A 25,816-nucleotide genomic window follows, 5' to 3' on the forward strand; every position below is an offset into this window, starting at 1 on the left:
GGATGCTCGAAAATTGGACTGATCGTTTTTAAGATTGGTTGGTTCGTTCGTAAAGAATTCGAACTCCGCCGGCTTTTTTTCCATCCGGGGTTAGGTTCTGAGAAAAGATAACGAGCTTGTTTTCTCCGTCTTTCTCGAGATGGGTCTTCCATCCCCATTGTGTTTCCGGAGTTTCTCCGGCGTAATGACCGGTGAAGGAAAATTCGGAAGCGCCCGATTCTCCTTGGGAAAAAAGAATTCCGCTTCCCATTCCGAAGGTTTCTATCCACGCTGATTCGTATCGTTTTCGATCGATATGATACCCGTAGATCGCGATCCCTTCCAAGGGTTCTCCCGCGTAGCTTCCCTTGTATTCGTGAAACAAAAATCTCCCGCCTAAGATGAGTTTTATGTTTCCCGCAATCGGAGATTCGTCTGCGATCTTACCTTCTTCGAAGATCATCTGGGCGACACCCTTCCAGTCGCCGATAAAGGCTTCGAATTCCTTGTGGATTCCGGTCCGTTTCGAAGTTTCAAATTTTTCTTTGCTCATGGCGAAACAGTAGTTGAGAATTCTTCCGGGAAATCAAGAAAATTTAAACTGGATGAGTGGAAGCTTTGAATTCGTTTGTTTCCCGGTGAATCGCTGGACTGTGTGAGTTCCTACGTTTTACGGAAGTTCGAATTCTACGCTGACTCTGGCTTGGATCTTTCTTTCTCCGACGGAAAGAGGCGAGGAGTCACTTTCTCTTCCCTTCATTTGATAAACAACCAACGGATTGATGCTGGAATCCGATTCTATGATTCGAATCGGAACCACGTTTGTTTTTCCGATCGACGTAGCAAGAACAAGGGCTTTGTTTTTGGCGTCTTCCAGAGCGGCCACGAGCGCTTCCTTTTCCTGTTTTTGGGTATTGTCAGATTTGAATTCGATTCCGCTCACTTGGTTTACTCCGAGTTTTTGAATCTCCAACAGTAAATCCTTATATACTTTTATATTTCTAAGTTTGAGAAGAATCCCGGAGGATGCCAGATAAGGTCTTTGTTTTCCATCGTCCAAATATTGTCTCTGTAACGTGTAATCCGTGCTATGGATATCTTTGGAAGAAATTTTAAATTCTCTGGATAGGGACTGGATTACGTTCGTAACTCTTTGAAGATTTTTTTCCTGAGCGATTTTCGGATTTGGATCCTCCACTTCTACGGAAAATGAAATTTGAATAAAATCGGTTTCCACGACGGCGGTACCGTTACCCGAAACTGTGATGGTTTGTTTTGATTCGGAAAAGATTCCGAACCAAGGAAGGACGAATAACGCAGAAAGGATTAAGAGACGTTGAATCATGTTTGGAATTCTTTTTCGAGTTGGAATCTTTGAAAACAAAAAAAAGGCGGAAGAGAAAATCTCGCCCGCCTTTTTTGCGTGAACAAAAGAAAGGAAAGAATGAATTACATCATTCCGCCCATTCCTCCCATACCGCCGCCCATTCCCGCCATCGGGTTAGGACCGTCTTTTTCAGGTTTATCGGTGATCGTAACTTCTGTAGTTAAGATCATAGAACCGATGGAAGCAGCGTTTTGGAGAGCGGAACGAACCACTTTCGCAGGGTCAACGACTCCGGCTACGAGAAGATCTTCCCATACCATAGTGAGCGCGTTGAAACCTTCGTTTCCTTTTTTGCTCTTCGCGTGTTCTACGATAACGGATCCTTCCAGGCCTGCGTTATTCGTGATCATACGAATCGGTTCTTCGAGAGCTCTGAAGATAATTTTTGCTCCGGTCGCTTCGTCGCCTTCTAGTTTCAGAGCGGCAACCGCTTCCTGAGCTTTTAGAAGAGTCAAACCACCACCAGGAACGATTCCTTCTTCAACGGCTGCGCGAGTAGCGGAAAGAGCGTCTTCTACACGAGCTTTTTTCTCTTTCATTTCTACTTCGGTAGCGGCGCCCACGTGAATCACGGCAACACCACCCGCGAGTTTAGCGAGTCTTTCTTGGAGTTTTTCTCTATCGTATTCAGAAGAAGTATCTTCGATCTGTTTTTTGATCTGACCGATTCTTCCTTGAATATCTTTTGTTTGGCCTTTGCCTTCGATGATCGTAGTGTTTTCTTTGTCTACGGTCACTTTGTTCGCACGGCCGAGCATTTGAAGAGTAGCGTTTTCGAGTTTCATTCCGAGGTCTTCGGAGATCACTTGTCCGCCGGTGAGAATCGCGATGTCTTCCAACATGGATTTTCTTCTGTCACCGAAACCGGGAGCTTTCACCGCAACGCAAGAAATGGTTTTTCTAAGAGTGTTTACTACGATCGTAGCAAGCGCTTCTCCTTCCACTTCTTCTGAGATGATTACTAAAGGTTTTCCAGCTTGAGCAACTTTTTCCAAAACGTGAATCAGATCTTTCATAGAAGAGATCTTTTTGTCATAGATGAGGATGAACGGATCGTTCAGAGTTGCGATCATGGATTCAGGATCGGTCACCATATAAGGTGAAATGTATCCTCTGTCGAATTGCATTCCTTCTACCACGTCAAGAGTGGTTTCGATAGACTTTGCTTCTTCTACAGTGATGACTCCGTCTTTACCGACTTTGTCCATCGCGTCAGCGATCAGATTTCCGATCGCACTGTCGTTGTTTGCAGAAATGGTGGCAACGTTAGCGATGTCTTTTTTGTTTTCGATTTTAACGGCTCTTTTTTGAATGCTTTCCACTGCCGCTGTTACCGCTTTATCAATTCCTCTTTTCAGAGACATTGGGTTTGCACCCGCAGTAACGTTTTTCAACCCTTCGTTGATGATGGATTGAGCAAGAATCGTAGCAGTGGTAGTTCCGTCTCCGGCGACGTCATTCGTCTTCGTGGAAACTTCTTTTACCATTTGCGCGCCCATGTTTTCCAGAGCGTCTTCGAGTTCGATTTCTTTTGCAACAGTCACACCGTCTTTTGTGATGGTGGGAGCGCCGAATTTTTTATCGATAACTACGTTACGACCCTTAGGCCCGAGGGTAACTTTCACCGCGTTCGCGAGTTTGTTTACACCTTCGAGGAGTTTACGTCTTGCTGTTTCGTTGTATTCTATTTCTTTAGCCATGATTCACTCCTAAATTATTTCTTAACAACGGCGAGAATATCGCTCTCACGGATGATGAGGTATTCTTTGCCTTCGGATTTGATTTCAGTTCCGGAATATTTCCCGTAAAGGACGGTATCGCCTACTTTTACTTCGAGAGGGATGAGCTTTCCGTCTTCGTATTTGCCGCTTCCGACTTCTACGACTTTCCCTTCTTGAGGTTTTTCTTTTGCTGTATCAGGAACGAAAATGCTGCCGATTTTTTCCTCGGCTTCCTGTCTTGGTTCTACGAGGACTCTGTCGCCCAGAGGTTTAATCGATGCCATAGACTAACTCCTTAAAATATTGATTAGCACTATACAAGGAAGAGTGCTGACTTAGATTTCCAATTAAAAAATCTGTCGCTCTTTCGTCAAGCACTTACGGCCTGAGAGTGCTAATTTCCGAAAACAAAAAAAGAGAGAATCACGTGGAATTTCGTAAATCGCCGATTAAAGCCCGTCTAAAGTGGAATCCTTTACAAAAGAGAAATATGTTTCCAAAAGAAAACCTCATCCGAGTTCGAGATTGCAACCAAAAACCCGTTCGAGAAGAAGAGCCTTACATTCTCTATTGGATGTCGATGGCGAGACGACTCGCTTGGAATCATTCACTGGATTACGCGATCCATCTTTCCAAAAAATACAAAAAAGAAATTCTAATCTACGAACCTTTGAAGATGGATTATCCATGGAGTTCTCCACGCTTTCATCGATTTATATTGGAAGGAATGGCGACTAACGCAAGGGATGCTAAGAAGTTAGGCCTAACGTACCGAGCCTTTGTCGAAACAAAAGACAATCCGATCGCCGATGTGTTTCGAAAACTCACTGAGAAAGCCGCTCTCGTAGTTACCGACGATTATCCCGCTTATATCATTCCTGAAATGTTCTCACAAGTTTCTTCCCGAATCGAAACAAAGTTGCTCGCGGTCGATTCCAATTCCATCATTCCGCTTACTTCCTATGGAGAATTTGCTTCGGCCGCGAGAATCTTAAGGCCTCGAGTACATCGATTGTTTCCGGAAGCCTGGAATTTCCGGTCCTCGAAAAAACCGGAGAAACCTTTTTTAGAAAAAGGAGAATCCTGGTTGGAAAAGAATCCGGATTCTCCGCTAAAGACCGTTCGTTGGTTTGATCCGGAAGAAAATTCTGATTTTAGAATATTCGAAAAAATTGATTTTCTTTGCCCGGAGGTATTACCCGTAAAGGGAAAAATCGGAGGTAGGGCGGAGGGCATCAGACTTCTCAAACGATTCTTAAAGGATGGATTGGCCGGATACTCTGAAAAAAGAAGTCAGCCGAAAAAACCGGAGGATTCGAATTCTTCTCTTTTGTCTCCGTATCTGCACTTCGGTTCTATCGCACAAGAAGAAGTAGTAAGCGCCGTTCTCGACTGGAATCTGGAAACGTCTTGGAATCCGGGGATCATCATTCCGGAAAATAAAAATAAAAGAGAGGGATACTTTCATCCGGATGAAAACGTAAATTCATTCTTAGACGAACTCATCACTTGGAGAGACGTCGGCTTTTTGATGTTTTGGAAAGAACCTTCGTTTCGAAAAGATCTCTCCATTCTTCCGGATTGGATTCAGAAGAATCTGGATTTTCACAGAAAGGACAAACGACCATTTCTCTATAAAAAAGAAGATCTGGAGAACGCAAGGACGCATGACGTGGTTTGGAACGCCGCTCAGAGGGAATTGGTTTTATCCGGAGGAATGCACAACTATCTTCGGATGCTCTGGGGAAAAAAGGTGATCGAATGGACTTCCGACTATGAAACCGCGTTTACGATTCTCGAAGACTTGAACAATAAATACGCGTATGACGGAAGGGATCCGAATTCTTATACCGGAATTCTTTGGTGTTTCGGCTTGTTCGACAGACCCTGGTTTCCGGAAAGAAATGTTTTCGGTAACATTCGTTATATGTCATCGGATTCGACCGCGAAGAAGTTCAAACTGCAATCGTATTTTGATTACGTGGATTCCTTGGAAGGAATTTCCACGAAGTTGTTTTAGTTCAAATGGCTTGCATTTTAGAACTGGAGCGGATAGAATCGTAGAAAAAGAGGATGAACTACTATGACCGCAGAAGCCGCGCCTAAGACTTATGATACGTTTAAAGAATTTTGGCCCTTTTATTTGGGGGAACATTCCCATCCACTCAACCGAACTCTTCACTTTATCGGAACTTCCATCGCTCTCGGTTGGATTCTAACGGCGATCATCAACTTAAATCCGTACTACATATTCGCCGCGCTTTTTTCCGGTTACTTCTTCGCTTGGATCGGTCATTTTTTTGTTGAGAAGAATCGTCCGGCAACTTTTACATATCCGTTCAAATCGTTTATGGGTGATTGGGTTATGTATTTCTACATTCTTACCGGGCAGATCGGAAAAGAACTCGAGAAGATCGGTAAGAAATAAACTTCTTTCGATTTCTTTTTTTGCGGTGCGATTCGCTTAAAAGCGCCGCATAGAGAGTTCACACGAATCTTTAGAAGAGCATTTTCGCAAACCTACTGCCGCCGCACCCAAGAGGAACGTAAGCTTAAGAAAAGTTTGTCGTAGATCCAACAACTTCACCGTAAAAGTCGCGGGCCCCACCCTGAACTTGGGTGGAGGGGAGCGGTGGTGGGAGAAAACCTCGACGGACTTTTCTCTACTACAAAATCAAACTTCTTGCAAGTAAAAATTCCTTTGTCGTAGATCCGACAACTTCACCGTAAAAGTTGCGGGCCCCACCCTGAACTTGGGTGGAGGGGAGCGGTGGTGGGAAAAAACCTCGACGGACTTTCCTCTACCACAAAATCAAACTTTTTGCAAGTAAAAATTCCTTTGTCGTAGATCCGACAAGGATCGGCTTTGCGATTGCCATCTACTCGATTCCGAATTGTGTTTAGTGGATAAGATGAATGACTATGCAAAACCTGAGGCCAAAATTTCTTTTGGCTTGGGTCGCTTACGCAGGCATTGACTTTCCAGGTAGAATTGTTGCCGTATTTCCGACAAAGGATCTTGAAATTCTAACCACCTTTTTGTGAGTGTGGCTCCGAAATAGAAACTTTGCAATTTACAAGGTTTTTCCTATAAGTTCCGTTTTCTTCGGTATAAAATCCGAACATTCTCGCAGACGTAAACGTCTTGCCCCCGCGCAAGAAACCTTTCTTGCTTCGATTGGACAAATCACGTTTCGCATTCTTCTTTTCCATTGACAGAGATTCAAAAGTATGCACATTCTCCGGAATGCAAATTCGAAGAATCACCTCAGTTCTCTTTCTAATCCTCGCTTCTTCGATTCCTTCCTCTTGTTCGTTTTTTAAAGGCGATTGTCGCAAAACGAATTCCTGTCCTGTTACGTTTATGGTCGGCTTCGGTTCGGGAATTGACTTAAATGGAGAACATCTTGCTGAACGTGTCCCGAAAGGGGCTCGTATTTTGGTGTTAGTCGATTCCGACGGAGAAATACAAAACGCAAAGGGGACTTACGGTTCGCTCTATACAAAATGTCTTTGGAACGGAAGAGAGGTTTTTCTTTCTTCCAACGATTTGTCCTATAACAAAAAAATCCGAGTTTTTACAAAACCGGGGATTGTTCTTCAGGAAAAACCGGAGCCAAATTCGAAAAAGATCGGAGAGTTGTCCTATAATACGAACGCGCGTTTGATCGATGAAATGGAACCGAGTCACGACTTACGAGCCTTTGTTAAGGTCACAAACGGGATTCTTTCCGGTTGGGCGAAACGAGAACATTTTACGGACGGGGATTACGATGCTGAGTTTTATCGAAAACCTCTGCGGATCGTTTTGGGCAATCATTCCTTTCTCATAAAGGACGAGGAAAATCAATTTGAAGTCGTTTGGACGGGATCGGATTTACAATCCGCCGAATGTAAACTCCGAGAATCGATTTGTTTTATCGAGATGAAAATCGCAAAAGCGACCTATGGAGAACCGCAGGAAGCGATCCTTTTTGAAATTAGAGCCGATCCGAAAACAAGTCCTGAATTTCTCTGTGAAATTCGCAAGATCGACTTCGTCGATTCTTTTCAATTTATCGAAAATGACAGACTTTCTCCCTTTGCCTATTGTGAACGTGCGATGAATTCGGATCCTGAAATCGACGGTTCGTTTGAGTGATTTCAAATGTTTTTCCTTGGCGATTAAAGAATGGATGTTTGAAATATTTTTACTAACTTAGGTGTTCCCACATTCTGGATCTTCGACCTTTATAGGAGTTCCTACATTTTCAATCTTCGGATCGCATTTGCAGATCGCGTTTCTCAAGCTTGCGCTTGAGGCCAACGGCGACGCGCTCCCTACGGGTCGCTTAGCCCCACATAACTTCGTAAACCTGTATGGGTTCTTCCTTGCCTTTGACCTTGACACGGGGCATTCGATTGAGGGTATATTTTCCGCCTAACAGCTCCATGGTTTCTTTGGAGATCAGAAAAGATTTTTTCAAAAGTTTGCAAAGGGATTCGATCCGGGAAGCCGTGTTGACTGCGTCTCCGATGACAGTGTATTCTCTGTGGAGATCGTTTCCGATATTACCCGCAAAAACTTCTCCCGTATGAATTCCGATTCCGATTGCGATCGGAGTTTTGCCTTCGGACTTGCGTTGGAAGTTCCATTCGGAAAGACGTTTTTGCATAATCACTCCGCAACCAACGGCGTTTCTTGCGTCAACTTCGGCGGAAGGAGAAGGGTGAGGAGTTCCAAAAGTAGCCATCACCGCGTCTCCAATATACTTGTCCAAGGTACCGTTGTTTTCAAAAACACATTCCATCATAATATTACGAAATTCTGATAGAAGCTCGCTGAGATCCTTTGGGTCCATATTTTCCGACATAGAAGTAAAATTTCGAATATCCAAAAAAAGAATACTCACCGTCTGACGATTTCCGCTCTGGAGAGTTTTCGGATTCTCCATCATTTCGTTTACGATCTTCGGAGAAAAGTATCTGGAGAGTTCTGTTTTTTGACCTTCGGCGATCCCGATTCTTCTAACCATGGAAACCGTTCTAAAAATTCCGATCGCGATCACGACGGAAAAACAAAAATACAAAGCCGGTTTTCCAGTAAAGATGTCTTCAAGCAAAACGGCGGGCCCGCTTACATATTCGCCCCAATGTTTTGCGTAGGTAAGTTTTCCGGAAGTTATGGCCAACCAAAGAATCGAAAAGTAGAATATATAAAAAAGAAAAAGCCCGATAAAAACAAAACGAATCCGGAATTGTAACAAAGAATAGATGATCGGAAAAAGATAAAACAGATTGATCGGGTTTTTTAAAGTAAATCCGAAGTCCACATTGGGAATCGTAAACGTATAAAATAAAAGAATGAGTAGAATGAGGATGTATTCGGCAATTAGGGTGATATAGTTAAAAATGGAAATGATAGAATCCGGAAAAGCTCGGATCACGATCGTATGAGTTACAGTTAAAATCAAATACGCCGAAAATGCGATTAGGTTCGTAGTTTTACTTCCCGCGTCCAAGTTGGCGATTACCTGAACCGCAAAAAAGAAGGCGATCAGATATCGGAAATAATTGGTAATGATAATCCCGTTCATTTCCTCTTTTTTTAGGACTTCCAAGACCGATTCCGGCATGGACTTACGGTCCAAAGTATGCAGCGCGTTTTTAAAAGAATGAAATAGATTCACAAAGTTCAGGATAGAAATTTCACGATTCGAAATCAATTCTTTCCGTAAGAAGAGCCTTCTTTTGAAAAAAATTCTTTCATTAAAAAGGGACAAAGACAAAGTTTCCGGATATGTTTCGGGGGAAAGGGAAAGAATGAATCAAAAAATTGCGCTGGTCGCCGGCGCTTCAGGTCTGATCGGAAAGTGTCTTTTGGAAGAATTGTCCCATTCCGGTAATTATTCAAAGATCTATGCGCTCGTAAGAAGATCGGGGTCGACTTCCGGAGTCGAAGAAATCGCCGCAGATTATGACACGTTATCTGCCACATCGATTCCAAAAGGAATTACGGACGTGTTTTGTGCTTTGGGAACCACAATCTCCAAGGCTGGAAGCCAGGAGAATTTTAGAAAAGTCGATTACAAGTACGTTCTTAAACTCGCGAAACTCGCAAAAGCCGCCGGAGCAAAATCCTTTTTGGTAGTAAGCGCTCTCGGCGCCGATGTAAAATCGATGGTCTTTTACAATCGAGTCAAGGGTGAAATGGAAAAAGATCTTGAGAACGTCGGTTTTACCTTTACCGGGATCTTTCGTCCTTCCTTGCTTGAGGGAGAGCGGGAGGAGGTTCGTCTCGGTGAAACCGTCGGACATTTTTTATTTAAGGTGATCAATCCCTTCCTTTTGGGAGGAACCAGAAAATACAGATCGATTCAAGGAAGAACCGTTGCCAAAGCGATGGTCACAATCGCGCAGAAGGATCCGAGCGGAGTCCGAATTTTAGAATCCGATCGAATCGAATCCATTGGAAATCGTTGATTTTTCATTTTTAAGTTTTGTAAGAATTCCGTTTTTATAAAATTCGAGAGGATCGTTTTTGACGGAGAAAAAACTGAATCGTTCTTGCCGTTCGACTTTGGGAATCCGCTTAAAACCGAATTAGGATTTGGAAGGATCCCTAAAAAATAAAACAAACTCCGTTTCTGAAATTCGAATTTTGGGAATTTCAGAAACGGAACCGTGGAACAATCCTTAGGCGAAGCTCAGTTGTCCTTGTCGGTTTTCAATTTCGATTTTGTTTGCCGCGAGAATGGACTTGGATTCCAGATTGTATTCTTTTGCAAGAAGTGCCTTTTTATCCTTGGATTCTCCTTTCAGACGAGAGGCGGATCTTTCTAGAAGAAGTCCGATCAAAATTCGAGCCGTCGATTCGACAACTTCGAAAGCGATCTCGTCTCTCAAAGAGGAATTTTCAACGGAGGTATAAGCCTCTACGATTTTCTCGAAGGTTTCCTTGTTTTCGATCAAAAGGGAAGAGGGGGAAATTTTGGAGAATTCTTCCTCGAAGTATTGACGAAGATGACCTTTTGCGGACATTCCGGAAACGATCCCTCCGATCGCGGCGACTACCTGAAGTTGTGTGGTTCCTTCGTAGATGTTCGTGATTCTTACGTCTCTATAAATTCTGGAGATGTCATAGTCGTAGGTGAATCCCGCCCCGCCGTGGATCTGAAGTCCGTCATACGCGATTTTATTTGCAAGTTCTGTAATATAATACTTCGATAATGGAGTAAAAAGATTTGCCAGTTTTTCCCATTTACGAATCGTTTCGTCTTTGCGGATTTCTTTTTCGTCCACACCTTTGAGCTTTAGGCGTTCCGATTTCCAATGATAGAGGTCGATCGAACGGGAAGCTTCCAGAAGAATTGCTCTCATTCCCGCGATCTCGCGATCCATCGCAGAAAGCATCTTTTTCACCGCAGGAATATTCTGGATGGTTTTTCCGAATTGTTCTCTTTCCGAGGCGTATTTTTTCGCTTCTGTGTATGCCGCCGTCGCGATTCCCATCGCTTGGGCCGCGATAGAAAGTCTTGCTCCGTTCATCATCGCCATGGAATAACGCACCAAACCGTAACCTTCTTCCCCGATGAGAATTCCGGGAGAATTTTCATAGACAACTTCGCAAGTCGGAGAACAGTGAAGTCCCATCTTCTTTTCGATCCCAGCGATGAAGACATCGGAACTTTTTACAAGGAAAAAGGAAAGTCCTCTCGCGCCGCTCGTCGGAGTTCCGGTTCTCGCAAGAGTAAGAATCACGGCTGGAATTCCTTCGAATCCGCAACCGTGTGTGATAAAACGTTTTGCACCCGTAAGTCTCCAGACTCCGTTTGTATCCTTGATCGCCTTGGTCTGAAGATTCGGTAGATCGGATCCGTAGTTGGGTTCGGTCAGAGCCATTGCTCCGAAGAGTTCTCCGCGTGCCATCTTAGGAACGTATTCTTCGATCATCTCTTTCGATCCGAATCTTTCGATCGTTTCCGCGAGGTTGAGACAGCCCAGGGTGATTGCAAAGGAAGCGTCGGCTCTGGAAAAAACCTCCATCATCATCGTTTGAACGGTAGCGGGAATTCCGAGTCCACCGTGATGTCTTCCGATGCTGTAAGGAAGAATTCCGGCTTCTTTGACTTGATGGATTCCTTTTACCATCGCTTCCGGAAACGTAACCTTACCGGAGGAATATTTGAGCCCCTCCACATCCATGTCTTTGGCGAGCGGGGCGATTTGTTTTCCGGCGATTTCCCCTCCGGATTCTAAAATTGATTTATAATATTCTAATGCGTCTTCATAGGAACCGGGCGCCATCGCGAGTTCGTCTTTTCCGTTTTTTTGATATTCTTTGTGGTCTTCGAAGTCGCCTTCAAATCCGTCTATGATTTCCTTCCAATCAACGATCGATTGAAAGTTTTCTTGAAGATCTGCGTTTTCTGAAAAATAATTATTCTCTATCATTTCAAATCCTTTGTGAACTTTTGTTCAGGGTGATTTTAGTCTTATTACCACTCCAGAGTCGGATTCTCGCTCTGAAAACCGAAATTCTTGCTTATCGAACGTCGTTTGGAGAATTTCCGGACCCAAAAGACTTCCTTACTTTCGATGGGAAGCGATCGGTGTTCAAGAAATTTTAAAGAGACTGGTTCTTTTCTGCGTAATCTCAGATTCGAAGATTCAAATTTCTTGAATCCTTAGGCTGGATTTATAGGAAACGCAAGATTCTGTCGTAAAATTTCGGCCGGGAAAAGAGTTTGGTAAATCTTTATCCGCAAGGGAGCGCTCTTTTTCGAAATGGAAATTCTCCTAATTGTCGTAGTTCCGACAGAACTGAGAAGGGGAGATTTTGCTTGCAAAATTAGAATTTTGTGATAGAGGAAAGTCACCCAATTCTTTCCACCACCCGCCCCGCCACCCAAGATCAGGGTGGGGCGGGTGGTTTTACGGAGGGCGTCGTAGTTCCGACGATTCAGAACAGATTGGTTCGATAGGGAAAACTCCGTCGATTTTTTCTATCGAAAAATCATCACTTTGTGGAGGAACAAATTTTATGCTTCGTTCGTTTAAAATCTTTCGGGAAGGCTCGAGGGGAATTTTTTTTTTACTATCTGCAAACCGGGTGGGTTGGAAGTAAGAATTTCAGAATGAATTTCGCGAAAGGCCGTTTTGCAAACAAGAACAAGAACTTCTTTTTATATTTCCCGAATTGGTTTCTTCGTCGAGAATTTTGAAAGAATTTTTGAAAAACCGATTGCGTCGCCGTCCACGGCTTCTCGATAGAATCACTTTAGAAAAGAAGTGTATTCTAAAAAGAGAATGTAATAAAAAAAGCCGCCTTGCGGCGGCTTTTTACCTTAAACAACTGTAAAACTAAGTGTGAATTACTTAGTAGCGTCAGCTGCAGCTTTTTTCAAAGACTCTTCGGCAGCTACTGCTTGTTTTTGCAGTTCTTCAGGATTTGAGTGAATCAGTGGGCTCACACCTGGAATACCTGGTGGGAAGAGCAGACCAACTGATGCAACGAAAGATCCTTTCACTTCACCTGGTTTGTAGGTAGTGAAAGCGATTCTGTAAAGACCTCTTACTAAAAGTTTTTTAGTATCGATACTTTTCAGTTCGTCAAAAGATTTTGGAGGATTAGGGATGGTAATTCTTGTAAGAGAGTTGTATTTTGCATGTCTCTCTTCTTTGTAAGTATCATCTCCGTCATCATCGTCATCGAGCTTTTGAAGTGCTTTTCCTTTCGCAGCTTTTGCGATTTGGTCAGGCATAATAGCGGACATTCTTTCAACACGAATCCAGGTATCAAACCAACTTGGCATTGATTTTTCTTCTGGAGTTGCAGCTTTGAAAGCGTCACTTACTAGGTCTCCGTCGCCTGGTTCACCGATTTCGCCTGTTGGGGAAATCATACGAACTCCCATCTCAGCGATAACAGCAGGAACCCAAACGTAGAGGTAGTATGCTTTTTTGCTTCCATCGACTAAACCGTCTGGCGCTTGTCCTGGCTTGATGTATCCATAGTAATGGATTACAGTCCCGTAGGGCAGTAAAGTTTTTACTGTTTCATTTGTCCCTGGGATGGTGCTCTCGCTCAGTACAAAAGAGCTTTTTAGGCTTGGCAGACCGCCGAATGCTCCACAAGCTGTGATGCTTGCAAAGAGTGCGACGGAGATAGCCAAAATCGAAAGTTTTTTCATAGACTCTCCTTAGTTAGGAAAATCACGGTATGGACTCGCGAACTTTTTGTAAATCAATATTGAATAATTTTTTACCTGAAAGTGATGGAATCCGATTAAAAAGGAACTTTCAAGAGAATCAAAAGTCTCCGTAGATCCGTAAGACGCGTAACACGAGCGGATTCAAGTCTCCTGTGTTCTTTTGGAAAAAAATTGTAAATCGGGAAATCGAAAGCGCGAGAATTCAATTTTTTTGAAAAAATCGTTTGATCCAGTCCCAGAGATCCAAAATCCACGCAAGGATTCTTCCGAAGATTGTTGAATACGAATACCTCTTAAGGAGTTCTTGGACTCTTTCCTGTTCTTCCGAAGTGAATTCTAAACGGATATTGTTTTCTTCGGCCTCCATCTGAACCCTTTCTTTTTTATTTCGAATGTCCACGATCCGAACGTCCACGTACTCCCAGCCGAGTAGTTTTACGCTTTCGAGTCTTCTTTCTCCCGAGATCAAGGTATTGTCGAGATCGATGAGAATCGGATGCAAAAGACCCAACTTCTGAATGGATTCTTTTAAGGGGCGAAGATCGCCCAAATCTTTTCGGATACGATTCTTAACTTTGATATCGGAGACTCGGATTTTCATTGTTTCTCAAAAATATTCGGGCGGCTCTCGATTCAATTCAATTCTGCTCGAAACGGTTCAATTTGTTGTAGAATCGGTTGGGAACATAGTTTGGATCTTCTTGACACTGAAGGAATCCATAGGTTTTTGGAATGAAAGCGGGTATCCAGTACGGTTACTCAGTCAATTTCACCATCAGGAAGAACAAATGTCTTTAAAAGATTTTATTTTTACTTCGGAATCGGTCGGAGAAGGCCATCCAGATAAGGTTTGTGACCAAATTTCCGATGCGATTCTAGACGCGTATTTGGAGCAAGATCCAAAGTCTCGAGTTGCTTGTGAAACCTTGGTGACCACGAATTTAGTCGTGATCGCGGGTGAAATTACAAGTAAAGGTAAGGTGGACGCCCAAGAGATTGCAAGAAACGTAATCCGTGATATCGGTTATAACGACATTACGATGGGTTTTGACGCGGACTTCGCAGTTGTTTCCGCTCACGTTCATGCCCAGAGTCCGGATATCTCTCAAGGGGTGACCGAAGGGGAAGGACTTTTCAAAGAACAAGGAGCCGGCGACCAGGGTTTGATGTTCGGTTTCGCGATCAACGAGACTCCGGAACTCATGCCGATGCCGATCTACTATTCTCACGAACTCGTAAAATACTTAGCGGAACTCAGACATTCTAATAAACTCAAATTCTTAAGACCGGACGCGAAGTCCCAGGTTACGGTAGAATACAAAGACGGAAAGCCCGTGAGAATCGATACCGTCGTGATTTCCACTCAACATTCTCCGGACGCAACTCACAAACAGATCGAAGAGTCTTTGATCGAAGAATGTATCAAGAAGGTCATTCCTGCAAATCTTCTCAAGGATACGAAATATTTCATCAACCCGACCGGCCAGTTCATCATCGGCGGTCCTCACGGTGACGCCGGTTTGACCGGAAGAAAGATCATCGTGGACACTTACGGTGGATACGGAAGACACGGAGGAGGAGCTTTCTCCGGAAAGGATCCTTCCAAAGTGGACCGTTCTGCGGCGTATATGGGACGTTATATCGCGAAGAACGTGGTAGCTTCCGGCCTTGCGGACAAGTGTGAAGTGCAACTTGCGTACGCGATCGGAGTTGCGGAGCCCGTTTCCGTTCACGTAGACACTTTTGGAACCGGAAAAATTTCCGAAGAAGAATTGGTAAAAAGAATTCGCGCCAACTTCAGACTGACTCCAAGAGGAATCATAGAATCCTTAAAACTCCTAGAAAAAGGAAGAAAATACAGAGAGACTGCGTCTTACGGTCACTTCGGAAGAAAGGGCTCCACCTTTACTTGGGAAGAAACCGACAAAGCCGCGGCTTTAAAAGGATAAGAAAAAAATGGGAGCTCCTAGTACAGCAACTGCGACTGAAAAAGCAACTCGTGATGGTTACGGGGATGCGCTGCATGAACTCGGGGTTTCCCGTCCGGACGTAGTCGTTCTGGACGCGGATCTTTCCGGATCCACAAAGACGAATAAGTTTGCGAAAGCATTTCCGGAACGTTTTTTCAACGTAGGAGTCGCCGAACAAAACTTAGTCGGACACGCGGCCGGACTCGCACTTTCCGGTATGACTCCGTTCGCTTCTTCCTTTGCGATGTTTCTCGCGGGAAGGGCCTGGGAAGTGGTCCGTAACAGCGTCGTTTATCCATTCTTAAACGTAAAATTAGTAGCCTCTCACGGCGGAATCACAGTCGGTGAGGACGGAGCGTCCCACCAGTGTATCGAAGACTTCGCGATTATGAGAGCCATTCCTGAAATGACGGTAATCTGTCCCGCCGATTACAATGAATGCAAACAAGTCATTCACGCGATCGCGGACTACAAAGGTCCGGTCTATGTTCGTGTGGGTCGTCCGAATGTTCCCGTCATCGAAAGAGAGAACTATCAATTTGTAATCGGTAAGGCCGAGGTAATGAGAGAAGGGAAAGACGTTCTCATCATTGCAAACGGAGTGATCGTAAGCGAAGCGATGAAAGCGGTAGAAGAACTTTCTAAAGAAGGGATTTCCGCGACTCTTTTGAACATGGCGACGATCAAACCGATCGACAGAGAAGCCATCCTGAAATACGCGAAAGAGTGCAGAGCGGTCGTCACCTGTGAAGAACACAACGTTGTCGGCGGACTCGGTTCTGCGGTGAGCGAGTTTCTTTCGGAAGAATATCCAGTTCACGTCCTAAAAGTTGGAATGAAGGATCAATTCGGAAAGTCGGGAACTTGGAAGGAACTTCTGGATTATTTCGGTCTTCGTTCTAAAAATATCGTTGAGACTGCAAAAAAAGCGATTCAACTCAAAGGATAATGTTTTCTCCCATTCTTCTGCGGTCGGCTTTGGAGTTTTCAGAAACTGAGATTCTTTGGATCGCGAAAGAAGAAGGAAGACATCCTTTTATCGGCGCTCTCACTCGGTTTGAGAGAGAGTGGTCGAGATCGAAATTCTTCTTTTACTTTTCTCGGGCTTTGAGTTGAAAGATGGCGAGCACACAAACTCCTGACTTAAACGAAATTACCGAGGAATCCACAAAGTCTACCGGAGGACCTTGGAGAGTGGTTCTTTGGGACGACAATGAACATACCTACGAATACGTAATCGAAATGCTTATGGAAATCTGCACGATGTCCGTGGAAAAAGCGTTCTTGCACGCCGTTCAAGTGGATCAGGAAAAAAGAACGGTAGTTTTTTCCGGAGAATTTGAACACGCAGAACACGTTCAGGAAAGAATCCTCACCTACGGCGCTGACCCGAGAATGTCCAATTCGAAAGGATCGATGAGCGCCACCCTCGAAAGATAAGAAAAAAAAACCGATTTTCAAAAGCCACTTCCGTTCGAGGATCTGTCGTAACTACGACGATCCTCTATGAATGTCGCCGGCCCCGCCCTGATCTTGGGTGGAGGGGAGTGGGGGCGGGAAAACTCCGGAGGACTTTTCTATATCACAAAATTCTAATTTTACAAGAAAAAAATCCCCGTGTAGGAACTCTTACAAATCCCTCTTCTCGGGACGATTCTCGCGGCACCCCTTCTAAACTTGTCATAAGCTTAACCCAGAAGTTGTCCGGATCTTAAGAAGGATCTGTCGTAACTACGACGATCCTCTGTGAATGTCGCCGGCCCCACCCTGATCTTGGGTGGAGGGGAGTGGGGGCGGGAAAACTCCGGAGGACTTTCCTTTATCACAAAATTCTAATTTTACAAGAAAAAAGTCCCCGTGTAGGAACTCTTACAAATTCCTTTCAGACTCAGCTTTTTTCAAGTTGTGAAAAGGATCGGATACTCCTAAACGAGCGCTGGCAGTAAATTTTACGAAAAAATTCCTCCGCCACAAAAAAAGTTCTTCTAAAGAGAAAATCCTTTTCGAAAGAAGCGAATCTCTGACAACTTTCTTTTGTTTAAAAAAAAACTCCTTCCGGACAAAAAATTCTCCGGAAGGAGCAAAGCGGTTCCGCAAGGTTAAGAATTCATATTGACGACTAGCTTTACGGCGGGTTCCGGCCAGGCGTGAATCGCGTCTTCGAAATCGCATGTAGCCGTGACCACCTTTTCGGGTTGGATTTTTTTCTCTTCGATTTTTTCTAAAATTTTAGGAATGTGTTCTCTGGAATCCACCCTTCCGATTTTGAGTGTAACACCCGTATTATACAATTCTAAATAAGGAATTTCTAATTTATTGGTCCAGAAAATGGCCGCGCTTCCGTAGATTCCCTCGGTGGAAAGAGACTTGAGTGCGAAGTTCATCCCTTCTTTCAAACCGTGACAGTCTACGATCAGAGGAAATTTTTTATCCCAGGCTTTTGGAAGCGTAGAATAGGGAACGGCGGTCGCACCGAGCGATTCAGCGATTTTCAGTCTTTCCGGATCGTTGTCTAAATACAAAACTTCCGAAGAACCCATTCCCACGGCGAGAGAAGCTGAATAAAGAGAAATGCTGGAAGCGAATCCTCCGAGAATCATCACCGGTGAATTCGGTTTTTTTTCCAACCACTGACCGACGAGCTTCCACGCTTCCACGATATTGTCGCTGATTCCGGCGAGCGCGATCGGATCCAGTCCGAGAGGCAGAGGAATGAGCATTTGATTTGCATAAGGAATCCAAATTTTTTCGGCAAGGGCGCCTCCGAATTCTTTTGCGGACGAACCCATCCCGTAGTGACTCGCGAAAGGAACCGATGAACAGGCTTTCGAATGGCCTCCGATACAATCCGGACAAAAACCGCAAGAGATCTGAAACGGAATGATGACCTTGGTTCCTTTCGGATATTCGTTTGAGATCTCAGAACTTGTTTCCAGAATTTCTCCCACAAATTCGTGTCCGATCGGAAATCCGGGACGCATTAGAGTATGACCTTGGAGAATGGGGATGTCCAAGTCGCATCGGGAGACCGCGAGCGGTCGTACGAGGGCTTGATTCTTCCCCTGGATCGATGGTTCGGGAACTTCTTCCCATTCTAAAACATTTCTTTTTTTGAATACGATTCGTTTCATGGTTCACCTTTGTTCTACTTTGTATCTGGATTGGATCGATTTCGATTTTTTTTGATCTTCAAAAGACTGAGCGGAATTTTAGATTTTAGAATGCTCTTCTTACGAATATGGATTCGATTCTTTTTGTCCATTTTTGTTTTAAGAGTTCTTTCAGTCACAAGTTTGGATTTTAAAAACCGCCTTGTTTAAAAAGTTTATCCCCTGAGTTTATTTATATAATTCTAAAATTAGAATATTCAAAATCCTTGGAACACTGCTTGTCTTTTTTCCACAAAGGAGTTCAATCCTTCTTCCGCGTCCTTGGAATCCATCAACGCTAGGAGCTGGGGAAATAAATCCTCAGCGGCTTTGCTTTCTCCGTTCTGCACCGAATTTATCGCCGACTTTAAGGTTGCAAAAACTCCGAGAGGTGCCTGGGCCGCGATCTTTTCCGCGAGTTGAATTCCTCTGGAGACGAGTTCGTTTTTTTCCACGATTTCCTGGATCAGCCCGATGCGGAGCGCTTCTTCCGCTTCGAAAGGTTCTCCCGTGAGAATGTATTTCATGGCGTTTCCCCAGCCGCACTGGGCGGGCCAGCGCATCGTTCCTCCGCCGAAAGGAAAAATTCCTCTTTGCACTTCCACTTGGGCGAAGACTGAACGTTTCGCTGCAATTCGAATGTCGCTCGCGAGCATGAGTTCGATTCCAAGAGTGATGCACATTCCGTGAACCGCGACGACTACCGGTTTGGTTCTGTGTTTTCCAGTGGTTCCCCAAGGATTTACGCTCTCTTCGGGTAATGGAAATCTTCTCTCTTTTTTTAGGAATTCCGCAACGTTCTTGAGATCCAAGCCGAGTGTGAATTGTTTTCCGTTTGCGTAGACAAGACCGACTCGGATTTCCGGATCCGCTTCCATTTGGTCATAGGCGCGGCTGAGAGCAAAAAGCATCTCTACGTTGAACGCGTTTCGTTCCTCGGGTCTGTTAAAAACGATATGAAGAACGTGGCCTTTTTTTTCGGTGAGAATCAGGTCGGACATGGAATTTCCCTTGAATAGACTATTTGGTCTATTCTGATTTGAATTGGATATAGACTAAATAGTCTATCATTTTTTGTTTTTCTTGAACTTTTTTTAGCTTCTGAAACTCTGATCTATTGTATGATTCAGAATTTTGAAAAACAGAGCAATCCCTATGATCGGCTGATGACCTCTGCCTTGGATCTATTCTATCACAGAGGTTATTCAGGAACTTCTACAAACCAGCTGATCGCGGATTCCGGAACTCACAAAGCCAGCTTTTATCGTTATTTTCAATCCAAAGAAGAAATCGCTTTGGAGTATCTCAAACTCCAGGGAGAAAATTTTGAGAATGGTCTCCAAAGAATGATGGAGCGTGCTCCTTCCTGGGAGGAATTTATTTCCACTTGGAGTGCGGTTCTTTTGAAACAGGTGAAGAGTGGGAAATTCTTAGGCTGTCCGATCGCACGTTTTATCAACAGCGTGGAAGAAAAGAACGAGGATTTTGAAATTGTCGCGGACAAAATCATAGAAGGTTGGATTCGGATTTTTGAATTGTATTTTGAATCGGAAAAGAAGAAGGGAAATTTAGATCCTTCTTTAGACTCTCTGGCCGCAGCCAAAAAAATTCTGAAACTCTTTCAGGGAAGTTCGCAGCTCTTTCGAATCACAGGAAAAAATGAATACTTTTTAGAACTCAAAGCGGAGATGATCGAGGTTTTGGGAGGAAAGAAAAAGTAGAAACGACTTTCATTCTAATTCCTCTGGGAGTCGATTCGATCAGAGAACGGCCTTAATACCCGAGGTCAGCTTTTTTCAAGAGATCGTTTGTTGGGACAAGGGGTGTTTGAGAATTCTGTGGGAACTCCCCAGAAAAAGTGCCTTCTGGATTCGAAGGAAGTTTTTTTCTAAAGCCGTGAACTGTGGGAACTCCCGCGGTTTTGTTTTTAGTTCTGGGGGGAAGTTCTAAATAGAAAGAGGAACAAAAAAAGTAAAAGTTTCCGAAACCCTAAAAATAGGGTTCGATCAAGGAAAATCCAAATTCTAAAACATTCTAAAAAAGAATCTTTGGAAAAGAAAAATTCGACCTTTGGCCTGGACAACGTATAAAAAAGCCCCCGTTTGGAACAACGGAGGCTTCGCAAAAAAAAGTTTAGCCTTTTTTCTTGACTAAAATTTTTCTTTCGATTTCGAAAATTTTCTCGGAGAGTTTTTCTTTCCCAAGTTTTTTCTTGTCGTTCTCTTTTAGAAAAAGGTCTTCCCCGAATTTTTCAAAGGCATCGTTTGCCTTTATGTTTTTGAGACCAATGATTTGTAGATGCACCGCACCTGAAGGGATTCCAAAATCATTTCCTCTGTCTTCCACGGAAAGAACTCTCGTGATCGCGGTCACCGTATCTCCACTGAAAGAAGGTTGTGTGTGATATCCTTCGGTAAACCCGAGATCCCAGATCATGTTTTCAGTGATATCTCTGGAAGCCATTCCGCATAACCATGCAAAGACGAGCCCGCCGTAGACAACGGGTTCTCCGCCCATCGGTCCTGAGATTCCAGCGGAATAAAGTTTGTCGTAGTGAAGAGGGTGAGTGTTTCCCACCCTATAAGTCCAAGGAAAATGTTCGTCTGTGATCGTTCTTCCGTTTTGGTGGATGTAAATTTGTCCCGGTTTGAAATTCTCAAAATATGTGTCGGACCAGGTCGCAGACTTGAAGTCGTTCGGAAATTTCAACGCGGGAAGTTCGATTACAGGAGCGTCGGTTTCCGGAAAAAAAGCTTCTTTGACTACCGGTTTCGGATTCCCCTTCGGTTTTCCGTTGGATTGATAGATCATGATCTTTCTTTCGTATTGAAGAACCAATTCTTTCTTTTGATTTAAGCAGATCGTACGAACGCTAACAATCCCGGGTTTGTCCGGTCCTTTATCATCAATCTTTAGAATTTTGGTCTTTGCGGAAAGAGTATCTCCCGGATAAACGGGTTTTAAAAATTGTACGTTGTAGTAGCCGAGGTTTGCGAGGGCTTTTTCGGAATCGTTTTGAACTCCAAGAGAAAGAGCGATATTAAAAACTTGAAGAGAGGATACGAGCATATCCTGAAAACCGTGAGCTTGCGCGTAAGAGGAAGAAAGGAAAAGGGGGTTTGCGTCCATAAAGGTTGTGGCAAATTCCTGAGCAAAGGCACGATCGATCGTGATTTCCCTTGGGTGTTCGAAAATTTCACCTTCGGTAAATTCTTCCAAATATCTTCCGTAGATATTTCTCTTTATCTGATCCTTGGAAACGGGCGTTCCGGGTGCGAGTTCGGCAAAGGGTTTGTTTGGAACTTTGGTCATAGCAATAGGCCTCTCGATCTTTTTTCGTTTTTTCCAGTCTTTTGTTTCCGATCTTCCGGAAAAGTTTTTTTATTTAAAGAATTCTTCGGAGTGAGGCGCTTATCAAAGGAAAAGAGGGGAGCGTGTATATACCTCTCCGAATCCGAGTTGTGAGAAAAAACTCGAGGAACCTCAAAGAATTGTAAGAATCATCCTTTGAAAGTTCGGATTTTTTTTTCGAATTGTCGTAGTTCCGATATCTCCGATAAAAACTCGCGTTCTCCCGGGGGCGGCACATCGGGGCTCTGTTTGTATTGAGTTTACGCAAACGTAGAGAGCGCCGTTGTGAGTTGACGCGCCGGTTCCACCCATTTTGAGCCTATCTCACCCACAAGTTGAGAGGAACGAACGGCAAGGAGAATCGTCCTCCTAAAAAGGTTTTTTAGGAGTTCCTACACGAAGATTTCTGCTTGCAAAATTAGAATTTTGTGATATAGGAAAGTCCGCTGTGGTTTTTTCCGCCACCCGCCCCTCCACCCGAAATTCAGGGCGGGGCCCGCGACTTTCACGGAAGACTGTCGTATTTACGACAGATTCTTTCGAAAATCCCAACAACTTGTAGGGAAGCTTCTACGCCCTGCGTTCTTAGGCAAGAGGAGACGTTTGGATCAAATCGCTCCCTAAATCTTTCCCTACAAAATCATTTCGAAAGAAGGACGGAGGTGAAAAAACAAAATAATCCGTCTCCAAGGACAAAATTCGATTTGGGAAAAAGGATTGAGATGACTGACACCACGACTCGAATTTATTTCGGGTCGTAAAAATTGTCTAAAGCCTCTCTGGCTCCGAAACGGATTTCGAAATCGGACAAGGTCTTTTTTTCGAGAGTAGGATTCTGATCCGTTTCCGAGAACATGTGATTCCAAGTGTTCACATAAAGAATCGGCCTCTTTTTCTCGAGCTTCATCAGATCGGGTTTGAGAATCGAATCCAAATGTTTCACAGGATCGGTGTCGAAGGTTTGATCTCCGCTGTATACGTTCTTGAGATGAATGGCGCTCCATTCTCCCTTTTGGGAAAATTGAACACGAAGGCTTTCGATGTCCTTCGATCTTCCGTATCGAAACTTTCTATAAATTCTATAAATAAAATCTTTCCAAGGAGAAGGATGTCTCTCATCCCGAAAGACAAGACTCAATTCGATTCTTTTTCCGGAAGAGGTTTCCCTTGCCGAACAATAGACAACTTCCAGAGAATTTCCGTCGTCGATATCTTTCCTAGGTTGGACGAAAATCGGAAGTTCTTCCGACTTACACTCCGGGTTTCCTCCAAGGTCGGGGAGTTCGTTTTTTCCAACGCTACAATTGGAAATCCAGAAAAGGAAAAAAAAGAAGTTAAGAATTTGGCGAAAGGACATAGATTCGTGTTTTAGTTGAAGCTTTGTTTCGGTCAAATCGGAAACGTTTTCTCCAAATTCCTCGCCTGAAAATCCGATGAACGATCCCTTCCGGAACCTTCCCAAAATTCGATGATCCTACTCGGCTTCAGTTCTCGGAATCAAAAGAGGGAGTTCCCACAGATTGCCTCTTTTTAGAGACGTCTGAACTTTCGATCGGACTTTTCAAAGTTACATCCCGGGTTTTCCACGGCTTCAGTTTTGGGAAAAAGCTCTTAAGAATTCTCTTTAAAAACGATTCTCGGCCTCCTTTTAGGAATCTCTTTTTTTTCAAACCTATACGAATCTCTTTGGAAATCGTCTCTCGAATTTTTCCGAATCGTTCCCGGAAAAACCGGGGTTTCCTTGTTTAAAAAATGGATGAAGTCTCCCAAGGCCGGAGGAGATTGGTGGAGATGTTACCCGAATTCAAAGCAGACCAACCCGAACTTACAAAAAACGTAATTCTTCAAAAAATCAAAACGATCCGAGAGGAACTTCCAAAACTTCTCGAAACAAAAGAACGAACCTATGATACCGTCATTCGCCCATTGAACAATCTCGTTCAAGAGATGCAGATCGAGTTCACGGTCCTTTCACATCTCAACAGCGTAAAAAATTCGAAAGAAATTCAGGCTCTGTATACGGAGGTTCTTCCGGAGATTACGGCTTTTTATTCCGACCTCGGACAAAACGAGGAACTCAACAGGGTATATCAGGAAATTCTAATCCAAGAAGAATCTACGTTGAGTGTTTCTCGGAAAAAAGTTCTAAAAGATGCGATCCTTCAGTTCAAACTGAGCGGGATCGGACTTCCGGAAAAAACGAAAAAAAGAATCCAAGAGATCTCCATTAAACTGAGCGATCTTGACAATCAATTCTCGCAGAATCTTCTGGATGCGACCAACTCCTACGAACTGATCCTGGACAAAAAAGAGGACGTCGAAGGAATTCCGGAATCGGATCTGAATTCTGCAAAAACCGAGGAAGGAAAATACAAATTCACACTGCAGATGCCGAGTTATATCGCTTATATGACTCACGGTCCCAATCGATCCATTCGAGAAACATTATATAAAGCTTATACAACAAGAGCTCCGCAGAATGGAAAACTCATCGAATCGATCCTCGCGCTCCGGGACGAACTTTCAAAACTTCTAGGCTTTGCAAATTTTGTGGAACTTTCTCTTGCTACAAAAGTCGCCGATTCCGAAACCACGGTCCTCAAATTTTTGAGGGATCTCGCTCAACAAGCAAAACCGATCGCACAAAAAGAATTTTCGGATCTCGCCGAGTTCGCAAAAACATTGGGAATTTCTTCTCTCCAAGCCTATGACACCGCTTATGCGAGTGAAAAACTCATGAAGGCGAGATACGACTTCGACGAGGAAGAAACACGACCTTATTTTCAAAAAGAAAAAGTTGTCTCGGGAACATTCCAATTCTTGCAACAACTCTTGGGTCTGGAATTCAGAAAGGCTTCGGCAAAAGTCTGGGAGGAAAAGGTCCAGGTTTTTGACCTTTATAAAAACGGAGTTCTTCTTTCCCGTTTGTATCTGGATCTCGAAGCAAGAAAAGACAAACAGGGCGGGGCCTGGATGCACAACTGGTATTCCAGAAACCGAATCTCCGGTGAGGAGATACTTCCGACCGCGTTTGTAGTCTGCAATTTTCCGATTTCAACTTCCGATTCTCCTTCGCTTTTGAAACACAACGACGTGGTTACCTTTTTTCACGAGATGGGCCACGCCCTGCATCATCTCTGCACCAGGATCGAAGAACCTCCTGTAAGCGGGATCAACGGAGTGGAGTGGGACGCGGTGGAATTTCCGTCCCAGTTTCTGGAGAATTTTGCGACCGAAGCGGGAGTCCTAAAAATATTCGGAAAACATCATATAACTGGAGAAACGATTCCGGATTCTATGATTTCGAAATTGAAGGAGACAAAAAACTTTCTTTCAGCGATGGGAATCGTGAGACAACTCGAGTTTTCTCTTTTCGACATTCTTATCCACCGAAAGAGTCATACCGAAGAGGAAGTGCACCGGATTCTCCAGGAAGTCAGAAAGGAGGTAAGCGTTGTCATTCCTCCATCTTACAATCGTTTTCAAAACGGATTTTCGCATATCTTTTCCGGTGGTTACGCGGCCGGTTATTACAGTTATAAGTGGGCGGAGGTTATGAGCGCGGACGCATTTTTCGCGTTCGTCGAGAAGGGGATTTTTGATCCGGCTTTGAGCGAGGCTTATTTTAAGGAGATTTTGGAGAAGGGTGGAAGCGAAAACGCGATGATTCTTTTTCAGAGATTTTTAGGAAGAAAACCAGAGGTAAGTTCGCTTCTCAAACTCTACGGTCTGAAAGCGGCTTAAAGAAGAATCAGGAAAGGCTCTTTCTGAAACTCAAAAGCAAGGATTCCTTTCCCGCCAAGAGCACTTCCACCTGATCTTGATCGATATTGTAAACCACATTGCTTCTGAGAGCGTCCTTGAACTCGTTCTGGCTGATCTGTTTTTGATCGTAACTTTCTTTTAGAAAATTATACCAGCCTGCCAATAGAACTTTGAGATGAGGAAGTTCCCGGATCGGGATGGAGATTACTTTTTCTGGTTCCATAAAGACCAGAGCAGGCTAATTCCCGCAACAAGGGAGTCAAATCAATTTTAGAAGAGGAAAATAAGAATTTCCTTTGGT

General features: G+C 43.9%; 22 protein-coding genes. 9 read left to right on the forward strand and 13 right to left on the reverse strand.

Annotated features, from left to right (window positions below):
• Positions 1 to 28: 28 nt before the first annotated feature.
• From JWG45_RS12175 to groES, 4 genes are all read right to left on the reverse strand, one after another.
• Complete coding sequence (locus JWG45_RS12175; RefSeq protein ID WP_205279971.1) at positions 29 to 532, reverse strand: DUF1579 family protein; 504 nt, start codon at positions 530 to 532, stop codon at positions 29 to 31.
• A 117-nt stretch (positions 533 to 649) separates the two neighbouring features.
• Positions 650 to 1,324: an SIMPL domain-containing protein gene (locus JWG45_RS12180; RefSeq protein ID WP_205279972.1), complete on the reverse strand. Its 675-nt coding sequence runs from the start codon at positions 1,322 to 1,324 to the stop codon at positions 650 to 652.
• Between the two features lie 104 nt (positions 1,325 to 1,428).
• Positions 1,429 to 3,066: a chaperonin GroEL gene (gene groL / locus JWG45_RS12185; protein WP_205275490.1), complete on the reverse strand. Its 1,638-nt coding sequence runs from the start codon at positions 3,064 to 3,066 to the stop codon at positions 1,429 to 1,431.
• Positions 3,067 to 3,080: 14 nt separating this feature from the next.
• Positions 3,081 to 3,371, reverse strand: coding sequence for a co-chaperone GroES (groES, locus tag JWG45_RS12190; RefSeq protein ID WP_069607700.1), 291 nt, complete (start codon positions 3,369 to 3,371; stop codon positions 3,081 to 3,083).
• 206 nt (positions 3,372 to 3,577) lie between these two features.
• Between groES and JWG45_RS12195 the strand changes: the two genes are divergently transcribed.
• The 3 genes from JWG45_RS12195 to JWG45_RS12205 all read left to right on the forward strand — a co-directional run bounded on the left by JWG45_RS12195 (position 3,578) and on the right by JWG45_RS12205 (position 7,228).
• Positions 3,578 to 5,107 carry a deoxyribodipyrimidine photolyase gene (locus JWG45_RS12195; RefSeq protein ID WP_205279973.1) on the forward strand — a complete coding sequence of 510 codons (1,530 nt, stop codon included), beginning with the start codon at positions 3,578 to 3,580 and terminating at the stop codon, positions 5,105 to 5,107.
• A 63-nt stretch (positions 5,108 to 5,170) separates the two neighbouring features.
• Positions 5,171 to 5,515 carry a DUF962 domain-containing protein gene (locus JWG45_RS12200; RefSeq protein WP_205279974.1) on the forward strand — a complete coding sequence of 115 codons (345 nt, stop codon included), beginning with the start codon at positions 5,171 to 5,173 and terminating at the stop codon, positions 5,513 to 5,515.
• A gap of 819 nt (positions 5,516 to 6,334) precedes the next feature.
• A complete protein-coding gene (locus JWG45_RS12205) occupies positions 6,335 to 7,228 on the forward strand; it encodes a hypothetical protein (RefSeq protein ID WP_205279975.1) in 894 nt (297 codons plus the stop codon).
• A gap of 190 nt (positions 7,229 to 7,418) precedes the next feature.
• On the opposite strand, the gene JWG45_RS12210 is transcribed toward JWG45_RS12205, so the two are convergent.
• Positions 7,419 to 8,855, reverse strand: a complete 1,437-nt coding sequence (locus JWG45_RS12210; RefSeq protein ID WP_205279976.1) for an adenylate/guanylate cyclase domain-containing protein — start codon at positions 8,853 to 8,855, stop codon at positions 7,419 to 7,421.
• 34 nt (positions 8,856 to 8,889) lie between these two features.
• On the opposite strand from JWG45_RS12210, the gene JWG45_RS12215 reads away from it, so the two are divergent.
• Entirely contained in the window at positions 8,890 to 9,549 is a 660-nt protein-coding gene (locus JWG45_RS12215) for an oxidoreductase (protein WP_205279977.1), read from the forward strand.
• Between the two features lie 213 nt (positions 9,550 to 9,762).
• Here the strand turns inward: JWG45_RS12215 and JWG45_RS12220 are convergent, their stop codons facing one another.
• From JWG45_RS12220 to JWG45_RS12230, 3 genes are all read right to left on the reverse strand, one after another.
• Positions 9,763 to 11,520 (reverse strand): acyl-CoA dehydrogenase family protein, encoded by a 1,758-nt coding sequence (locus JWG45_RS12220; RefSeq protein ID WP_205279978.1) that lies wholly within the window; start codon positions 11,518 to 11,520, stop codon positions 9,763 to 9,765.
• Between the two features lie 920 nt (positions 11,521 to 12,440).
• Positions 12,441 to 13,259, reverse strand: a complete 819-nt coding sequence (lipL32, locus tag JWG45_RS12225; RefSeq protein ID WP_205279979.1) for a major surface lipoprotein LipL32 — start codon at positions 13,257 to 13,259, stop codon at positions 12,441 to 12,443.
• Positions 13,260 to 13,482: 223 nt separating this feature from the next.
• Positions 13,483 to 13,881: a ParB N-terminal domain-containing protein gene (locus tag JWG45_RS12230; RefSeq protein ID WP_205279980.1), complete on the reverse strand. Its 399-nt coding sequence runs from the start codon at positions 13,879 to 13,881 to the stop codon at positions 13,483 to 13,485.
• A 187-nt stretch (positions 13,882 to 14,068) separates the two neighbouring features.
• On the opposite strand from JWG45_RS12230, the gene metK reads away from it, so the two are divergent.
• The 3 genes from metK to JWG45_RS12245 all read left to right on the forward strand — a co-directional run bounded on the left by metK (position 14,069) and on the right by JWG45_RS12245 (position 16,690).
• Positions 14,069 to 15,229 (forward strand): methionine adenosyltransferase, encoded by a 1,161-nt coding sequence (gene metK / locus JWG45_RS12235; RefSeq protein ID WP_205279981.1) that lies wholly within the window; start codon positions 14,069 to 14,071, stop codon positions 15,227 to 15,229.
• Positions 15,230 to 15,236: 7 nt separating this feature from the next.
• Positions 15,237 to 16,199, forward strand: a complete 963-nt coding sequence (locus JWG45_RS12240; protein WP_205279982.1) for a transketolase family protein — start codon at positions 15,237 to 15,239, stop codon at positions 16,197 to 16,199.
• 170 nt (positions 16,200 to 16,369) lie between these two features.
• Positions 16,370 to 16,690, forward strand: coding sequence for an ATP-dependent Clp protease adaptor ClpS (locus JWG45_RS12245; protein WP_069607688.1), 321 nt, complete (start codon positions 16,370 to 16,372; stop codon positions 16,688 to 16,690).
• A gap of 659 nt (positions 16,691 to 17,349) precedes the next feature.
• Here the strand turns inward: JWG45_RS12245 and JWG45_RS12250 are convergent.
• Entirely contained in the window at positions 17,350 to 18,381 is a 1,032-nt protein-coding gene (locus tag JWG45_RS12250) for a zinc-dependent alcohol dehydrogenase (protein WP_205279983.1), read from the reverse strand.
• 236 nt (positions 18,382 to 18,617) lie between these two features.
• Positions 18,618 to 19,400 (reverse strand): crotonase/enoyl-CoA hydratase family protein, encoded by a 783-nt coding sequence (locus JWG45_RS12255; protein WP_205279984.1) that lies wholly within the window; start codon positions 19,398 to 19,400, stop codon positions 18,618 to 18,620.
• A gap of 120 nt (positions 19,401 to 19,520) precedes the next feature.
• On the opposite strand from JWG45_RS12255, the gene JWG45_RS12260 reads away from it, so the two are divergent.
• Positions 19,521 to 20,120: a TetR/AcrR family transcriptional regulator gene (locus JWG45_RS12260; protein WP_205279985.1), complete on the forward strand. Its 600-nt coding sequence runs from the start codon at positions 19,521 to 19,523 to the stop codon at positions 20,118 to 20,120.
• Positions 20,121 to 20,532: 412 nt separating this feature from the next.
• On the opposite strand, the gene JWG45_RS12265 is transcribed toward JWG45_RS12260, so the two are convergent.
• Together JWG45_RS12265 and lsa23 are read right to left on the reverse strand one after the other, a co-directional pair.
• Entirely contained in the window at positions 20,533 to 21,711 is a 1,179-nt protein-coding gene (locus JWG45_RS12265; protein ID WP_205279986.1) for a MaoC family dehydratase, read from the reverse strand.
• Positions 21,712 to 22,495: 784 nt separating this feature from the next.
• Positions 22,496 to 23,107, reverse strand: coding sequence for a surface adhesion protein Lsa23 (gene lsa23 / locus JWG45_RS12270; RefSeq protein WP_205280013.1), 612 nt, complete (start codon positions 23,105 to 23,107; stop codon positions 22,496 to 22,498).
• A 434-nt stretch (positions 23,108 to 23,541) separates the two neighbouring features.
• Here lsa23 and JWG45_RS12275 point away from each other — a divergent pair, with 434 nt between their 5' ends.
• Positions 23,542 to 25,494, forward strand: coding sequence for a M3 family metallopeptidase (locus tag JWG45_RS12275; protein WP_205279987.1), 1,953 nt, complete (start codon positions 23,542 to 23,544; stop codon positions 25,492 to 25,494).
• A gap of 7 nt (positions 25,495 to 25,501) precedes the next feature.
• On the opposite strand, the gene JWG45_RS12280 is transcribed toward JWG45_RS12275, so the two are convergent.
• Positions 25,502 to 25,738, reverse strand: coding sequence for a hypothetical protein (locus JWG45_RS12280; RefSeq protein WP_205279988.1), 237 nt, complete (start codon positions 25,736 to 25,738; stop codon positions 25,502 to 25,504).
• Between the last annotated feature and the right edge of the window lie 78 nt (positions 25,739 to 25,816).

It is taken from the genome of Leptospira ainlahdjerensis (assembly GCF_016919175.1).
Taxonomy (GTDB): domain Bacteria; phylum Spirochaetota; class Leptospiria; order Leptospirales; family Leptospiraceae; genus Leptospira; species Leptospira ainlahdjerensis.

Coding starts and splice junctions, on each gene's coding strand:
- JWG45_RS12240 (WP_205279982.1), top strand. CDS start 15,237: ATGGGAGCTCCTAGTACAGCAACTGCGACTGAAAAAGCAACTCGTGAT.
- metK (WP_205279981.1), top strand. CDS start 14,069: ATGTCTTTAAAAGATTTTATTTTTACTTCGGAATCGGTCGGAGAAGGC.
- lsa23 (WP_205280013.1), bottom strand. CDS start 23,107: ATGTCCTTTCGCCAAATTCTTAACTTCTTTTTTTTCCTTTTCTGGATT.
- JWG45_RS12265 (WP_205279986.1), bottom strand. CDS start 21,711: ATGACCAAAGTTCCAAACAAACCCTTTGCCGAACTCGCACCCGGAACG.
- JWG45_RS12275 (WP_205279987.1), top strand. CDS start 23,542: ATGTTACCCGAATTCAAAGCAGACCAACCCGAACTTACAAAAAACGTA.
- JWG45_RS12215 (WP_205279977.1), top strand. CDS start 8,890: ATGAATCAAAAAATTGCGCTGGTCGCCGGCGCTTCAGGTCTGATCGGA.
- JWG45_RS12205 (WP_205279975.1), top strand. CDS start 6,335: ATGCAAATTCGAAGAATCACCTCAGTTCTCTTTCTAATCCTCGCTTCT.
- groES (WP_069607700.1), bottom strand. CDS start 3,371: ATGGCATCGATTAAACCTCTGGGCGACAGAGTCCTCGTAGAACCAAGA.
- JWG45_RS12200 (WP_205279974.1), top strand. CDS start 5,171: ATGACCGCAGAAGCCGCGCCTAAGACTTATGATACGTTTAAAGAATTT.
- JWG45_RS12255 (WP_205279984.1), bottom strand. CDS start 19,400: ATGTCCGACCTGATTCTCACCGAAAAAAAAGGCCACGTTCTTCATATC.
- JWG45_RS12175 (WP_205279971.1), bottom strand. CDS start 532: ATGAGCAAAGAAAAATTTGAAACTTCGAAACGGACCGGAATCCACAAG.
- JWG45_RS12280 (WP_205279988.1), bottom strand. CDS start 25,738: ATGGAACCAGAAAAAGTAATCTCCATCCCGATCCGGGAACTTCCTCAT.
- JWG45_RS12195 (WP_205279973.1), top strand. CDS start 3,578: ATGTTTCCAAAAGAAAACCTCATCCGAGTTCGAGATTGCAACCAAAAA.
- lipL32 (WP_205279979.1), bottom strand. CDS start 13,259: ATGAAAAAACTTTCGATTTTGGCTATCTCCGTCGCACTCTTTGCAAGC.
- JWG45_RS12260 (WP_205279985.1), top strand. CDS start 19,521: ATGATTCAGAATTTTGAAAAACAGAGCAATCCCTATGATCGGCTGATG.
- JWG45_RS12220 (WP_205279978.1), bottom strand. CDS start 11,520: ATGATAGAGAATAATTATTTTTCAGAAAACGCAGATCTTCAAGAAAAC.
- JWG45_RS12230 (WP_205279980.1), bottom strand. CDS start 13,881: ATGAAAATCCGAGTCTCCGATATCAAAGTTAAGAATCGTATCCGAAAA.
- JWG45_RS12250 (WP_205279983.1), bottom strand. CDS start 18,381: ATGAAACGAATCGTATTCAAAAAAAGAAATGTTTTAGAATGGGAAGAA.
- JWG45_RS12245 (WP_069607688.1), top strand. CDS start 16,370: ATGGCGAGCACACAAACTCCTGACTTAAACGAAATTACCGAGGAATCC.
- groL (WP_205275490.1), bottom strand. CDS start 3,066: ATGGCTAAAGAAATAGAATACAACGAAACAGCAAGACGTAAACTCCTC.
- JWG45_RS12180 (WP_205279972.1), bottom strand. CDS start 1,324: ATGATTCAACGTCTCTTAATCCTTTCTGCGTTATTCGTCCTTCCTTGG.